General features: G+C 58.4%; 9 protein-coding genes. 7 read left to right on the top strand and 2 right to left on the bottom strand.

Annotation, left to right across the window (positions count from 1 at the left end):
* The first annotated feature begins 1 nt into the window (after position 1).
* From DES53_RS12015 to DES53_RS11995, 6 genes are all read left to right on the top strand, one after another.
* On the top strand, positions 2–2,656 hold the full coding sequence (locus DES53_RS12015; RefSeq protein WP_113958502.1) for a peroxiredoxin family protein: 2,655 nt from the start codon (positions 2–4) through the stop codon (positions 2,654–2,656).
* Positions 2,653–3,555 carry a fibronectin type III domain-containing protein gene (locus DES53_RS32945; protein ID WP_170157048.1) on the top strand — a complete coding sequence of 301 codons (903 nt, stop codon included), beginning with the start codon at positions 2,653–2,655 and terminating at the stop codon, positions 3,553–3,555. Before DES53_RS12015 ends, DES53_RS32945 begins: the two co-directional genes overlap by 4 nt.
* Positions 3,556–3,616: 61 nt before the next feature.
* Positions 3,617–4,495 carry a fibronectin type III domain-containing protein gene (locus tag DES53_RS12010; protein WP_170157047.1) on the top strand — a complete coding sequence of 293 codons (879 nt, stop codon included), beginning with the start codon at positions 3,617–3,619 and terminating at the stop codon, positions 4,493–4,495.
* 1 nt (position 4,496) lies between these two features.
* Positions 4,497–7,175 carry a redoxin domain-containing protein gene (locus DES53_RS12005; RefSeq protein WP_113958500.1) on the top strand — a complete coding sequence of 893 codons (2,679 nt, stop codon included), beginning with the start codon at positions 4,497–4,499 and terminating at the stop codon, positions 7,173–7,175.
* 7 nt (positions 7,176–7,182) lie between these two features.
* Positions 7,183–7,617 carry a signal peptidase II gene (locus DES53_RS12000; protein ID WP_113958499.1) on the top strand — a complete coding sequence of 145 codons (435 nt, stop codon included), beginning with the start codon at positions 7,183–7,185 and terminating at the stop codon, positions 7,615–7,617.
* Complete coding sequence (locus DES53_RS11995; protein ID WP_113958498.1) at positions 7,614–8,402, top strand: prolipoprotein diacylglyceryl transferase; 789 nt, start codon at positions 7,614–7,616, stop codon at positions 8,400–8,402. Before DES53_RS12000 ends, DES53_RS11995 begins: the two co-directional genes overlap by 4 nt.
* A gap of 16 nt (positions 8,403–8,418) precedes the next feature.
* Here DES53_RS11995 and DES53_RS11990 read toward each other — a convergent pair whose 3' ends face one another.
* Both DES53_RS11990 and DES53_RS11985 read right to left on the bottom strand, forming a co-directional pair.
* Positions 8,419–10,002, bottom strand: coding sequence for a 2-hydroxyglutaryl-CoA dehydratase (locus DES53_RS11990; RefSeq protein ID WP_113958497.1), 1,584 nt, complete (start codon positions 10,000–10,002; stop codon positions 8,419–8,421).
* Positions 10,003–10,006: 4 nt separating this feature from the next.
* Positions 10,007–13,765, bottom strand: a complete 3,759-nt coding sequence (locus tag DES53_RS11985) for a BadF/BadG/BcrA/BcrD ATPase family protein (protein ID WP_113958496.1) — start codon at positions 13,763–13,765, stop codon at positions 10,007–10,009.
* A 132-nt stretch (positions 13,766–13,897) separates the two neighbouring features.
* Here DES53_RS11985 and DES53_RS11980 point away from each other — a divergent pair, with 132 nt between their 5' ends.
* Positions 13,898–14,470 (top strand): DnaJ domain-containing protein, encoded by a 573-nt coding sequence (locus DES53_RS11980; protein ID WP_147263366.1) that lies wholly within the window; start codon positions 13,898–13,900, stop codon positions 14,468–14,470.
* Positions 14,471–14,485 lie beyond the last annotated feature (15 nt).

Genomic DNA, 14,485 nt, shown 5'->3' with positions numbered 1-14,485 from the left:
CATGGCGAACGAACTTACAGGCGATTACGAAGCGGTGCTGCAGGTCAGCGTCCGTCAGGTGAATGGTCTGCTGGCCACTCTCCATCAGAATGGCGATATCCCGCAGCGTTCGCCCTCCCTGCCACACGTCATTGCATACATGATTGGACAGGGGACCACCGAGCCTGGACCGTCTCCTGGCATCGGGGGACTGCATACGTGGATTGCGGGGCAGAAGCTCTGGCAGGACAGCGGCACCTTTAAGGTCTATCGGGAGAATGCGGTGAAGGTCGCGGCTCCAGGCGTGGCCAGCAGACTCTCAGAAGCGATCATTGCCATCCAGGAATCCATTCCCGGGCTCATCATGCAGAGTGATCTTCACGGAAAGGTGGAAGTCCAGGTGTCATCTCCCACAATCTCCCTGGGGCCGCGAGCCGACTCCGAGGTGATGGTGAGGGCCTCCATACGCGCAAGATATCTGCCTGCGCCGGGCACCGCTACTCTGCCCGATCCCATTCATGGCGATGTGAATATCGCGTACGAGGTGTCTCCGGCCACCAATCCGCAGGGGCAGAGGGTCCTGAAGGTGACCCCTTCTGGAAGTGATTCGAAAGTTTACTTCGAGCGTCATGCTGGCACGAGCACGAGCGCTGCGGAGTCAGACAAGATTTCAGGAGAGCTCCGCAAATTGGTGCGAGGCAAGCTGAGGCCCCTGGACCTTGTCATTTCCCAAGATTTCCCGTTTGCTGCATTCAAGGGGATGGGAGATGCCATCGCGCTGCCCATGCAGATGTCTGGTGGCGTGGCGCCTTCGGCGGGATTGGGCACGATTCAAAATCTGTTCCTGGGTGGAAGTGAATACGCCATCGCGGTGAGCAAGGATCACATCGGAGCGCTGCTCGCGCCATTGATGGACTCGGTCAAGGCGTCTCTCAGCGCCTTCCGCATCAACGTCACCATCCTCTTTGTCTCCGGGACATATCACGCGAGCTTCAGTTCGGGTCCTGCCCTGGCATGGAAAGCCGGCACGATCGAGATCTCAGGGAATGTGGCGCTGACGACTTCATCCGCTCTGCCCAATGGGTTCGTAAGTTTCAAACAGTCGGTCACGTTGGAACTGCATGCGCCCACGCAGACGGTGACACTGAAGGCCGCGGGTGATCCCGTAGTGGACGAGTCCTGGTTCATCTCACACAACACTGCCGTGGGCGCGGTGAAGTCCGCCATTGCCAATGCCCTTGCGTCTGCATCACCCCAAGTCAACGCCACGTTCGCCAGCATCCGTGCGAGATTCAATGGCGGACTGAAGTCCTTCGATGATTCTGCAGAGGCAAGGTTTGATGCAGTTGAGATCACACCTCATGGTATCGTCATCCGCGGCTCCGTGACCACGCGCTACCATTATGCGCCTATTGTGGACGTGCGTGAGACGCCTGATGGCAAGAGCTTCTCTGCGCTGCATAGCTGGATACCCGGAGGGAGGGTTGACCGTTTCATCTGGACATGGGTGAAGGAACATCAGATTCCGTGGTTCGGTGAAGTGAAACAGAGGGTGGAGGAGCACCGCTTCCTGCTGACGAAACCTGCGGAGGCCCAGTCACTGAGTCGCGTCTGCCTCAAAATAGAAGGAACCCAGCTTGATGCGAATGGAGTGGAACAACCTATCGTTGCGGGGCGAACGTGCCAGGTCAGCGAGCGCGAACCCATCCTCGTGCAGCCGCCATGGTGGGAGATTGTCTACCTGCCCATCTGGCTGCCGCGACCTCCTGAGCAGTTTCTTGAGGAGATCATTGCCGGTTATGTGAATGTCCTCGGGGAGAGAGGACCATCAGCAGGTCGTGGAATCAATACACTTGTAAGATTCGCCTCGCTGGAAGTCGAGACCCCCATGCGAGTGATCCAAAAAGCGCTTCAGGCGACTGGAAACAGAATTCATCCGCTGTCCGTCGTCTGGGTGCTTCCTGCCGGGACATTCCAGCGGGCCAGTTATCGTGAAATCGAGTCCCGACTCAGGGAGTTGGAGGGGGACTTTCCCGTTTCCGTGGAGCTTGCGGAAGACATGGACGGTGGATGGAGCCGGACGTTCGCCGCAGGCGATGTTCCCGCGACCTTCTTGCTGAATGCTCGTGGTGAATTCGTGTGGAAGCAAGAGCAGGAAGGCAATCTCGATGAGATGGTGCAGGTGCTGCAGTATCACCTGACTCCTGCGTTGGCACCAGCGTTCAAGCCACTGTCACTGGCACTGCAGCGTGGAGCAGCGGTGCCTGATTTTGAGTTCGAAGATCAGCATGGTACCGTGCATGCCTTGCATCGGTTCAGGGGAAGAGAGGTGTTGCTGCTCTTCTGGCAGTCATGGTCGTCGCCTTGTCGCAAGGAATTGCAGAGATGCCAGCGTCTCCATGCTGACGGCGGGAAAGACGGCGAGAAACTGGAGATCATCGCGGTGCACGGTGGTCCGGACCCGGAGGCCATCCATGAGGCCTCTAGGGAATCGGGCGCCCGCTTCCTTCTGACACAAGACGGGGAGCATCGCATTGCGCGCATGTTCGGTGTGCGCTGCTGGCCGACTGCTGTGCGGATTGGGCGTGATGGCGCACTACGCGAAGCCACCTTTGGCCTCGTGCCAGAACGGGAAATGGAACCTGCTGGAAAAGCTACACCCAAGGAGGCCCTATGACGGTTGAGTGGATTCTGTTGCTGTTGCTGGTCCCCCTGATAGTGGCGCCTATCATCCTGCTGGGTGGTTTCGCAGGCTGCGATGTGGTGTTCGGTCTGCATGAGATCAAGCCCCGTACTCCCACCAATGTAAAGGCCATGGGGATCAGTGTGAGCGAAATCAAAATCACCTGGGTGAATTCGCAGGGATACCCCTCTCTATTCAGGATCTACCGCGTAACACCGGGGACGGAAGCCGTTTTCGAAACGGAGGAGACCGAGTATGTCGACAACAGCGATCTCCTGCACAATTCCGAGTACACATACGAGATCACCGCTGCCCCCAGGGAAAACCCACAAGAAGAAACGCCGCCCTCAGAAAGGGCTTCCGGAACAACGCTCGACTTCGAACCTGCATTCAGCGCCACCTTGACGGGCGATCAGGCAAACCTCGGTGGCTTCTGCATTGTTCAGCGCATCGAGCCCGTGAGACTCTTTCGCAGTGGCACCAAGGTAAGGTTGGTGTTGCAGGGTTCTACTGTGGGGAACCTGCTCATTGATCGCGTGACCATCTCGCATGCGGCGGCCTCTGGAAATGCATATGACTCTGCGATGGATCTGAAGGAAGTCGCCACGGGGGTTTCCATCGCAGCAGGCGAGGTCAAGGAGTTGAATATTGTGGAATTCGGGTTGGATCAAACCATTCCACTGCTGGTGGCCTTCGATATCAGCACAGAGCCTGGAATGGGGAATGTCCGCCATCTCAATCCCGTGCCGGGCACAGATGCCTCCATGTTCTTCAAACTCGCGACAGCGGAGGCCGGTGTGCAGGATCGCCTCCCGTCAGCTGCCAATCCCGGCGCACCACCTTACAACCCTTCACCGAGCATTTATCTCGTGCGGCGCATCGACGTGGGGTGAGCCGCTCCTGCGCCAGCATTATTGCGCGTCACATTCGACCACCATTCAACCAACCAATACCATGGAATGGACACTTCTAGTTCTGCTCGTTCCCTTCATCATCGTGCCCGTAGTGCTGCTGTGGGGCTATGCCGGCTGCAGCTTCGAAGCCAGGGGATACTTTCCCAGCATCCCTGCCGATGTGACGGTCACCGAAGTGGGGCCGGGGTTCGTGGCCCTCACGTGGACCCACGAGGCGGTGGCAGGAGTGACGTTCGAAGTGGATGTCTTCAAAGAGCAGGAAACAGTCCCGGTCACCTTGATGTCAGATGTCACGAGCGCCCGGGCTGAGCGGCTGCTCCCAAGTACGCTGTATCGCTTCCAGGTGCGTGCCCTCTATGGTGGGTTTGATACAGATCCGTCCTCGGAGGTGTCCGCCACGACGCTGCCACCGGTGCGCTGCTTTACTTCCAGCCTGTCGATGGATCAAACTCTTGTGGAGGGCTTTTGTCTCGCGCAGCGACTCGAGCCGGCCGTGCTGGCGGCTGGGGGATTCCATGTGTTTATCACGGTAAGGGGACCAAACTCAGGAAGCCTCGTCTTGGACAGGGTCTACATTTCACAGCCGGCTGCTGTTGGTAATCCGTATGACTCAGCGGGTGACCTGACCATGGTGGCAACGGCGGTGTCCGTACCCCAAGGCATGTCTCTACCACTGCCCGTGGTGCAATACACCCTGGACCCTTCCAGACCGCTGCTGGTGATCTTCGATATCAATTCCACCCAGGGAACTGTTCGCAATCAGAGTTTCGTTCCCGCGTCACAGGCGACTTGCTTCGTGAAAGGCGCTACGGCCGAAGCAGCGGTGGCGGATCGTATTCCCAACGCTGCCAATCCCGGAGCGCAGCCCTATGTGGTGTCCGACACCATCTATCTCATCGAAACCATAGACGTCGCATGATATGGCCAACAACCTGACAGGAGACTACGAAGCGGTGGTGGAAATCTCGGTAAGGCAGATCAACGGACTGCTCGCCACCCTGCACCAGAACGGCGCCTACGAGAATGCGCCTCTCAAGCTGCTCCACAGCGTGGACACGCGTCTTGGTGATCCGCCACGGAGGTTTCCAGATCATGTGCTCGACTTTGGTGACTGGGTGTTTGAGTTCCAGCAGGAAAAGGGACCGCGCCCCATCAAGGATCTCAAGGATCAGTTCGTGAGCACCTCCCCACCAGGCGTGGCAGGCAAGTTCAAGGACATCTTTGCAGACTTGGACAACATTGAGGTGATCGAGATTCCGCCTGAAGTGATCCGGGGAAGGGCGCGCATCCAGATTTCCACCCTGCAGGTGAGCTTTCCCCAAGGTTCGTCGTCAGAGGTCATTCTTCATGCCTTTGCCAGAGCGCACTACTATCCCGACGACAACACCGGGGAGCTGCCCAAGCCTGTGCATGGAGAGGTGCAGGCAACCTTTGAGATCAGGACCCAACCGTATCAAGGAAAGACGCGGCTCTTCGTCAAAGCGTCCAACCAGGATTCCAAGATCCGGTTCATTGCTGATCCCGCCAGCGGCCTTAGTGCCGCTGAGGCCGGTGTGCTGGCGGCACAGATTCGGAAAGTCGTGCGCGAAGGTATCGATACGCTTCCGGTGGATTTGCCCGCAGGTTTCCCATTCTCCCAGTTCAAGGGGATTGGTGTGGTGGGGCAGGTGCTGGCGTTGCCACTGCAGCTGTCTGGTGCGGGAGCTCCGGCATCGGGAGTGCAGCCCATCAATGCTTCCTTTGTTGGCTCCAGTGGATTCGCGTTTGCGGTGAGAAAGGAGTATGTGCAGGGACTCATCGATATAGATGCCATCCGTGCGTCAGTCGCTGCGCGCAGTATCACGCTCCGCATTGAGCACTGGGGCGTGGGTGTGTCCGTCACTTACAAGCTGCGCTTCTCCAGTGGCCCCACCTTGACTTTCAAGGCCGGATCCATCGAGATTTCAGGTCGTGTGGAGGTGGAGACAGGCACGTGGTGGGCACCGAACGGATTTGTAAGCTTCAAGCAAGCCATCACCATACGGCTCAATACGAGTACTCAGGTCGCGAGTCTGCGACGTATTGGCGACCCAGATGTGGATGAGTCCTGGTTCATCCCCAGCGGAACTTCGACGAACATTGTGCGTTCAGAGATCGACAAGGCGCTCGATGCCAATGAGGACTCGGTGGAGGCGGTGTTCAATGACGCGAGAAGCAAGCTGGTCAGTGGCTTGAGGAATTTCGACAGTGCATCAACCGTGCGATACAGCGGAGTTGAGACCACCGTGGATGGGGTCATCGTGCGTGGAGACATAGGAGGTCCGGGGAGGCTCAATCCCATTGTCGAGATCGGTGAGACAGAGCATCGCACGGCATTTACGGCGTTGAAGAGCTGGATTCCGGGAGGGCGCATCCTTCGCCATGTATGGTCGTGGGTGGAGTATCCGGACTTTCCTCCCAGCATCTGGAATGGCGTGACGCGCACAGCCACGGAGATGCACCGCTTTGTCTTCCCCAAGCCTCCAGGCATCACGAGCATCAGTCATGTATGTCTCCGTCTGGAGGGTACGCAGATTCTGGCCAATGGGCAGACGAGGAATGTCACGGGCGGTACCACGTGCATTGCACCCGCACCAGATATTGTACTGGACGTGCCCTCATGGTGGGAGCCGGTCACGGTCCCGATTTGGATGCCGGATATTGCGGATGATGCAGTGCTGCGTCAGGCCATCGCAGGGCATGTGTCTGTGCAAACCGATCGTCCGCAGAAGATGGCACCAGGACAGAACACTTTGGTGTATTTCGCGGATTGGCCTTCGGAACGACCCTTGCAGATTCTGCGCGACGCTTTCGGCAAGATGAAGCTTCGCAATGTCGCGTTGCAGGTGATTGTAGTGTTGCCTTCCGGGGCGTTTGACAGCACCAAAAAGGAGCTGGCAGGCAAGCTGGGCATGGATGAGGCCAAACTTCCTGTGTCACTCCAACTGGCAGAAGACGATGAAGGTGGGTGGGGGCGCACGTTTGGACTTTCCAAACGTCCATCCTACTACCTTATCAACGCCCGTCGTGAGTTCGTATGGAAGGCTGAAGGACATGTCGATGCCGGGGAGATGGCCGCTGCCTTGGAGAAGCATCTGGTTTCAGCTGGGCCACCACGTGTGCAGCCACTGAGTCTTGCCGTGGAGACGGGATGCACGGCGCCGGATGTAGCATTCCGAGATTCCGAGAAGCAGAGCTTTGCACTGCATCGGATGAGAGGTCAGACGCTATTTCTCAATTTCTGGCAATCCTGGTCAGCACCTTCCCTCGCCGAGCTGGAGAGATTGCAAAAACTTCACGAGAAGGGCGGGAAAGATGCGCCCACCATCATTTCCTTCCATGGGGGCAAGGACGTGAAAAAAATGGAGGAGATCCGCCGCCAGCTGGGCCTCACCTTCACTGTGGTGCAAGACTCAGAGCAGCGTCAGGCGAGGAAGTACGGAGTCCGCTGCTGGCCGACGACAGTCGAGGTGAATCCCGAGGGAACGGTGGAGCAGGCACAATTTGGTGTTGCGATGCATGACGATCATCCACGATCATACGAGGTCGTCGAGTCCGAGCCCGTAGGTGCTTCCGAGTGATTCTGTCATGTTTGCGTTGATTGCCATCCTCCTTGCTGTGCCTGTGGTGGACCATGGGGTGAAGGCGTGGCTGGGGAGTGTCCTTGCTGCACGCAGTGTGCCCCTGGGTGCGCTGGGATGCTTGCGGCTTGTATCTGGCAGGATTTGGCTGTCCCGCATTCATGATGCGCCACGCTCGGGATTGATCTGGGGTGTGTGGATGCTGTCAGCCCTGGCTCTGACCATCGGAACTCTGCTCATGCCAGCGGGCGGCATGTATGCTGGACTGCTCCTTGGAGGAGCTCTTAGTCATGCCATCGAGGTCACCCGCCGTGGCGTCATTTGTGACTATATCTGTCTGCGATTCTGGCCAGCTTTCAATCTCGCGGATGTGGCCATCACCATTGGAGGCATCGGGCTGGTGATGTGTCTGTTGACGGTGATGAAAGGAGGTCCGGTATGAGTGACCGCGTGGAGCATCCTGTGATGCACGAGGCCTTTCCCCGCTACTTCAAGATCGCGGGGCATTGGGTGAATTCCTACAAGATCTTCCTCTGCGTGGGACTGTACATGGGCACGCTCGCGTGTGGGGCGCTCGCGCAGCACTCAGGTCTCTCTCCACTGCGTGTGGGACTTGGTGCGCTCTCGTGTGCTCTGGCGGGTCTTTTTGGAGCCAGGGTGTATCATCTGCTGGTACATGCGGAGCAATATCGGGGCGAGGCAGGAAGGAAGTCTCTTTGGGATGGAAGTCGCGGCGGCTGGAGTGTCTTTGGTGCTCTCCTGACTCTCGTGCCCATGACCTTTGTTGTTGCGTGGCTGCTGAGAGTGCCCGCGGCAGCCTTTTGGGATCACCTGGGGGCGGGAATTCTCGCGGGAGGTTTTTGGGTGCGACTGGGGTGTGTGTTCAATGGCTGCTGTGTCGGACGGGAAACGCAGAGTCCGCTGGGGGTGCACCTGCACGACATCCAGTGCATCCGGAAGCGGCGCATTCCTGTCCAGTTCATGGAGATGGCCTGGTGGCTTCTTGGAGGTGTGCTATTTCTACTGCTCTGGACGAAGAGCTACCTACCCGGAAGCTACGCGCTGGGTGTGCTAGCCTGGTACGGTGTGGGAAGGTTTTTCCTGGAACCGTTGCGTGAGCGACCGGATGTCATCATGGGCAGGTGGCGCATCAATCAGATCGTGGCCGGCGCACTGGCGCTTGGCGCCGGTGGCGCGCTGGTGCTGAGACAGTGGCTCGCGAGCTAAGCGATAGACAGGACGGTCAGCGCATGGCGAGCACCATATTTGCGGCCGAGCCTGCGGTGACATGGGGAGCGTGCGCAAAGGGATGCCTTCCACTGCGGCACTTTACGAGGGCCTCTTCCGCTGTCAGGCCGCGCTTCTTCAGGGCGATGTCATACTCTTCGCGTGCTTTGCGTCGTGCGCGGAAAAGGCACATGAGCACCCGGCTCTGAAAATTCACCGCACCGTCACCGGTGGTTTCCACGGGGCAGAAGATGATTTCCGGATGGCGTGTAGCTACCAGTGACTGGATGCCATCAGACACACCCGAGCTGGGCATGCAGCCAAAGGGTTTTACAGAAACAATCATGTGGGCACGATGGCTCCGCGTGGCCTCAATGAGCTTGCCCACTTCCATGTGACCTTCACCTCCACGAAGCTCGACGTCGTAGTGGGGTTGTGCCAGTGAGGCGACCTCTTCCATGTCGGGAAGATGAAAACCCTTAAGCCCGATACAGTGTGCTGCCGTCTGGAAAATGAAGCGCAATGCGCAGTCTGCTGCCCACAGCCTGCGAAGTAGTTTGGGCGCGTTCCGCTTTGCGAGGCCTTTGCCTGCTTCGTCCTTTTCCTTCAGTTCCAGCCGGCGCCTGGTGTCCCGCTGCCCCTGCCAGATCATGTAGAGCAGCCAGGCGCTCACGGCCTGCACTTCCACCTCGGCGCCTTCCTGCTCAAGGAATCGCTGCAGATGGTAGTTGCCGTCACCTTCAGTGGTCATGGCCCAAAACTCGCCAATGATCATCACCTTGGGTTTTGCCTGGAGGCGGTCGACTGGGATGCGTTCCAGTTCCTTGCGGCAGCGACGCAGGGCCAGCAGGGATGATTTTCTTGTCCGGAGCGCTTCGCACATGATGTCCTTGCAGCGTTCCAGTGCGGCATCGGTATCGCCCTTGGTCACTTCGTAGGGGCGGATGCGATATCCGATGGCATTAAGCACATCGCCAGCGACGATGGCCTTCACGATTTGCATGAAGAACCTGGGAGTCAACTCCAGGCCAACATCACTCCCCGTTGCCTGCTTGAAGCCCCCCTGCTGCTGGAAGAGCAGTACGCGGAACCCCTCGAAACCCGCGTCACGCAGGGCCTTGCGATATTCCGTGGCATAGGTGCCGAAGCGGCACGGACCACACGCACCAGCCGTCATGAACACATAACGACTTACGATCTCCGGCACAGGTAGCTTGTCTTCATCACGCAGGGAAACGAGACGCTTGATGAGATTGCCCACGGTGAAGTAGGTGGGATTGCACTGGCCACGATTGCCGAACTCCTTGCCCAGGTGCAGAGCTTTCGTGTCGGGGCAGGGAAGCACTTCGATTTGGTAGCCGATGCCCTCAAGTCCAGCTCTCACGAACGCATCCTGTGCAATGGTGAGACCACCAAGCAGGATGGTGGTGTGGGCTCGCTGCGCCTTCGTGAAGATTTGCGGGTTTGGGTCGTGCCATTGAGTTGCGGGTCGCTCTTCGAGACCGAGGCGCTTGCGTTCTGCGATCTCGAAGCTTTTCATCTCCTCCTCGATCTCCGCGAGCGTGGGGACATCCGTGCGTGAAGCATTCGTGGTGGCCATGAGATCAATCGATGAAGTTGAGCGAAGGCGCGAGTTGTGGTTTCGGGGAGCATCCGGTTCCACAGCCGGAGCACCCACCACGACAGCTGGCTCCTGATTGGGCCGTACGGGTGAGGAAGTCCACACGTGGAGGCTGAGGCGCGATGTCCGCGGTCCGGTCGAACTGGGGTGGGGAAGCGGGATACTCCTTCGAAAGGTCTGCGGTCCTGATGCCGAACACGGACTCCTCTTCCTCAAGGTAGCGATGGAATGCGCAGTCCATGTCTGCGCGTGCGACATCATACTGGCGTTCCAGGGTTTCTTTGCGCCGAGCCATGAGCTGGTTGCGGCGCTCGGCAAGGCGCTGCTGCAGTTCGTCGAAACGCGCTGCACGGTCCTCCAACATCTCCTGATGGCGTCGCAGCGTGTAAGCGTAGGTCTTGACGCGAATTTTCTGCGACCCCGCCGGCTTGTTGGCATCTAGATCGTGCATCGCCAGATACGGTGTCTTACTGGCGGCGATGATGTCGCTGATCAATCCGTAGGTCGGAGCGTCGTGACCACATTTGAAACTGGAAAGATCCAGCACAGCCACATGCGGATGACGTGCGGCGAATTTTGCAGCCCACACCTTCTGCACACTGTTCGTGGAGTAGTTCTCGGGCCACACGTCGCGGATATCGAGAGGATTGCTGATTCTTCCAGATTCGAGATCTTCTCTGAACCATCGCGAAAGCCACGCGGGTTCCTTGGGGATGGATCGGATGGTCAATACCGGATAGCCCAGCGCCTGGAATTCCTCGAGCAGTCCGTGATTCATCCCGGGATCGGCATGATAGGGACGTGCCAGCACAAGGAGGACGATTTTGTTTTCGCGTTCTGCTTTCTCAAGCACTTCCAGTCCCCGCCGCTCCAGTTCCAAGTTGATTTGGCGCAGGGCCTCCCATCCTTCATCAACCGCAAAATCACTTTCGTCCTCGGTGATGCCGAGGCGCTCACCCCACATCTCGAACATCTGACGCTTGAAATAGGCGGGCTCTTCAAGCGTCACTGCGCTGTCGATGTATTCGGTTCCCCTCGCTGCAAAATAGTGCTGCTCCTTGGTGAAAGCCGCCTTCATTACATTCGGTGTGCCCGCCACAATAGGACACGAGGCTGAGTCCATGACCGGCGAGACGAAGGTGGGTAGATGGGTGATGCTGGGAAAGAAGATGTAGTCGAGCGATGATTCCGGCGGCTGGTGTGCCTTGAAGAGCAAGTGATGCAGATGCGCCTGCACCACCTTTGAAGGATAGCAAGGATCCACCGAACCGTAACGGGCGCCTTCCAAATACATCTCTTCTGACGTGGGAGGTGAGAAGCAGATGTTCCTGGAGGGAATGCCGAGCGCCTCGAAGTACGCGCGGAAGAGCGGTGCTGTCGTGTAGAGGTTCAACACACGTGGGATGCCAATGCGCAGGTGTTGACGACGCTCTGCGGCTGCGGTGTTCGAGCGTTGGAATGAGCGGGCGTTGCGCTTGGCCGAGAACGGCCACCACGCTTTCGCGACTTCTCTGGCGGGCAGCGGTGAGCCCTCGTCCGGTAATGTCTTTGGCTTGTACACCGATTGAAAAACGACACGCGCCTCGTATTCCAGCAGATTGAGATGTTCCTCCTTCAGGGCGTTGCGTTTCTTCACGAGCGCGAGCATGGCATCCTTGGATTCCACGGTACCCTTCTCGCAGGAGAAGCCCGAGATGTAGCGGCTGTTGCGTCCATCCGGTGCCTGGGCATCCACAAAAGTGCGCGAGCAATGATTGCGGCAGAAGTTGCAGCGTGTCTTCTCATCATTGCGTGTGGTGTAGGCAATGCCCATGGACTGCCTCATTCCAATGAAACTGGTGCCTCCCTTGCGCTTCACCACGCGCAATACCTCAATGGCGGCTCCGATGGCGCCTGCTTCGCCACAATACGGATGCACATGCACTTCGGCCCCAGGCACACGTTCTTTGATGTAGTCCACCTGCGCCTTCACGGCTGCAAGGTTGTATTGGGTGCCACCCTGAAGGACGAAGCGTGTGCCCAGTGAGGCGAGTCTGGGAATCTGTACCACGTATTGCCAGATGTTCTTTGGCAATACCATCGCGAGTCCGGCCAGCAATTCCTCGCGGTGGTACCCTTCCTTCTGGAAATTCACACGATCGCTGTCGAGGAAGACCGCACAGCCATAGCTGAACACCGGAGCACCCTTCGCTGCGAAGGCGGTATCCGCATACTCACGCAGAGGTACGCCAAACTGATCGGCCATCGCCTGCAGCAGCATGCCATTGCCCGCCGAGCATTGATTGGAGAGGCGGAAGTCGCTGATGTCACCGTTCTGCATCATTAACACCTTGATGTCCTGTCCTCCGACATCGCAGATGACATCGATCTCGCCGAAAAAGTGTCGCGCACTCAGCATGTGTGCGACGGTTTCGACGATGTTCACATCGGCCCCTGCCACGGTCTCCAGGACATCGGCCGCATAGCCTGTGGCGCCGAAGCCGAGCACTTCGAGTTGCGCACCTTGCTGTTCCACTTGAGTGTTCAAGTCAGTCAGCAGATTGCGGAAATCTTCGATGGGGTTGCCCTTCGAGAGGCGGTAGGACTTGGCGAGCACTTCGCCAGATTGACTGACGAGCACGGCCTTGGAGGACGTGGAACCACCGTCGAGCCCGATCACGGCACGGACCGTTTCACCGGGGACGAAGGTCGTGCGCTCAAATTTCGGAACCGCGTACTCTCTGCGGAACTCACGGACCTCCCTCTCGCTGTGAACCAATCTGGCGCCAGACTGCCGGGAGGAGGCTGCTGATTCCTTTGATGAGGCAAATTCTCTCAAGGCCGCCATGCCGCGGAATCGTCCCGTTCCCTCGGGCAGGTCCAGGCCATACAACACCGCGCCATAAGCTGCGTAGTACTGTGCATTGTCAGGCACCACGATGACGTCTTCGATGGAATCGGTCAACGGAGGTCTCATGCCGCGCTGCGTCCATGTTTCTGGAATGCGCAGCCTCCAGCAGTCTTGGAGAAATGGCAGGTAGGTGTTCGGTCCACCCAAGAGAATCACCTGCGGAAGCAGCGTGTTCCCACGTGTAAGTACCGAGAGATTCTGATTTACGATGGCATCGGCCAGTGAGCACACCACCTCCGGTGCGGGAATGCCGGACTTGATGAGGTTTACAATGTCTGTCTCTGCAAAGACGCCACACTTTGCGGCTACCTTGTGAAGCTTCGTGGCATCGAATCGCAAGCCGGCCAATTGCTCACGGGGCAGGCCTGCCTTGAGTATGCATTTGTCGATTGTCGCGCCCGTACCGCTCGCGCATTTGTCGTTCATGGAGCAGAGAGGCCGCTTCTCGCCCGTTTTGGGATCGCGTTGGAAGATGATGATCTTGGCATCCTGTCCACCGAGTTCGATCACGCTGCCAGCTTCGGGGTGCAGCATCTCCACAGCGAGGGTGACGGCATTGACCTCCTGCACAAAGGTAGCTCCCAATGGCTCCACCAGCGGACTGCCTCCCGAGCCGGTGATGAAGATGTGCATGCCATCGGTTGTCACAGTGGGGAAGGCCTCGCAAATCTCAGAGAGCATCTGCGCTGCCGTGGCGACCTGTTTCGTTTCGTGCCTCCTGTAGTCGCTCCACAGGATTGCCCTCGTATCTGGAGCCACCACCACCGCCTTCACTGTGGTCGATCCCACATCCAGTCCGATCACCAGTCCGGAACTGCGCGAGGGATTCGCCGGATGATGCGTCGTAGACATGTCACGAGCGGCGGTTCGCGTGCAAGGTGTGGCAGCTTCCGCCGGAGGCAACCGGTACTTGCTGAATAATCCTCCCGCTCGTGCTTGCGACGTGCGCACGGCACGGGAATGATGCGCCCCCGCCACAGCACCATGATGTCCGACGCCTATGCCATCTTCTCCATGCCGCGAAGTGTGGCGATTGATGCGGCCGCATTGCAGTCCACCTATGCGGCACTCAGTCGTGAGGCGCATCCAGACCAGGGGGGCAGCGAGGAAAAGGCTGCAGCAGTGAATTCGGCCTACGAGACCCTGCGCTCTCCCGAAAAGAGGTTGAAGCACCTCATTGAGATCGCGGCGCCGGAAGAGGCGAAGGCGTGGCGTACGGTCCCGCTGGATGAGTCGATGATGTCCGTATTCATGGAGCTGGGCAGTGCCTTGGATGCTTCAGCGAAGCTGTTGGAGAAGAAGGCCAAGGCGACCTCAGCCCTGACGAAGGCGCTCCTGGCCAATGAGGAAATGACGTCGCGTGAGCGTCTCGAGAGGATCGGCTTTGGGGTCGAAGAGAAGAAGGTGGCAATGGAATCAGCACTGGCTGCTCTCGACGAACGCCTTGCCTCAGGGGATGGGGACGTGTGGAGGGACATCGCCGCCACGCAGGCCCGGCTCGCCTATCTGGCTAAGTGGCAAGCGCAAATCCGGGAGCGACTGCTGGCGCTGATGTAGCGGGCCCGGCTCGTC

This window comes from Roseimicrobium gellanilyticum (genome assembly GCF_003315205.1).
Taxonomy (GTDB): Bacteria; Verrucomicrobiota; Verrucomicrobiia; order Verrucomicrobiales; family Verrucomicrobiaceae; genus Roseimicrobium; species Roseimicrobium gellanilyticum.
Note: the sequence above shows the minus strand (reverse complement) of the source record. Positions and strands in the feature narration are given on the sequence as shown.

What these genes read in the sequence shown, in the direction of transcription:
- DES53_RS12015 (WP_113958502.1), top strand. Translation starts at nt 2, where the DNA reads ATGGCGAACGAACTTACAGGCGATTACGAAGCGGTGCTGCAGGTCAGC.
- DES53_RS32945 (WP_170157048.1), top strand. Translation starts at nt 2,653, where the DNA reads ATGACGGTTGAGTGGATTCTGTTGCTGTTGCTGGTCCCCCTGATAGTG.
- DES53_RS12010 (WP_170157047.1), top strand. Translation starts at nt 3,617, where the DNA reads ATGGAATGGACACTTCTAGTTCTGCTCGTTCCCTTCATCATCGTGCCC.
- DES53_RS12005 (WP_113958500.1), top strand. Translation starts at nt 4,497, where the DNA reads ATGGCCAACAACCTGACAGGAGACTACGAAGCGGTGGTGGAAATCTCG.
- DES53_RS12000 (WP_113958499.1), top strand. Translation starts at nt 7,183, where the DNA reads ATGTTTGCGTTGATTGCCATCCTCCTTGCTGTGCCTGTGGTGGACCAT.
- DES53_RS11995 (WP_113958498.1), top strand. Translation starts at nt 7,614, where the DNA reads ATGAGTGACCGCGTGGAGCATCCTGTGATGCACGAGGCCTTTCCCCGC.
- DES53_RS11990 (WP_113958497.1), bottom strand. Translation starts at nt 10,002, where the DNA reads ATGGCCACCACGAATGCTTCACGCACGGATGTCCCCACGCTCGCGGAG.
- DES53_RS11985 (WP_113958496.1), bottom strand. Translation starts at nt 13,765, where the DNA reads ATGTCTACGACGCATCATCCGGCGAATCCCTCGCGCAGTTCCGGACTG.
- DES53_RS11980 (WP_147263366.1), top strand. Translation starts at nt 13,898, where the DNA reads ATGATGTCCGACGCCTATGCCATCTTCTCCATGCCGCGAAGTGTGGCG.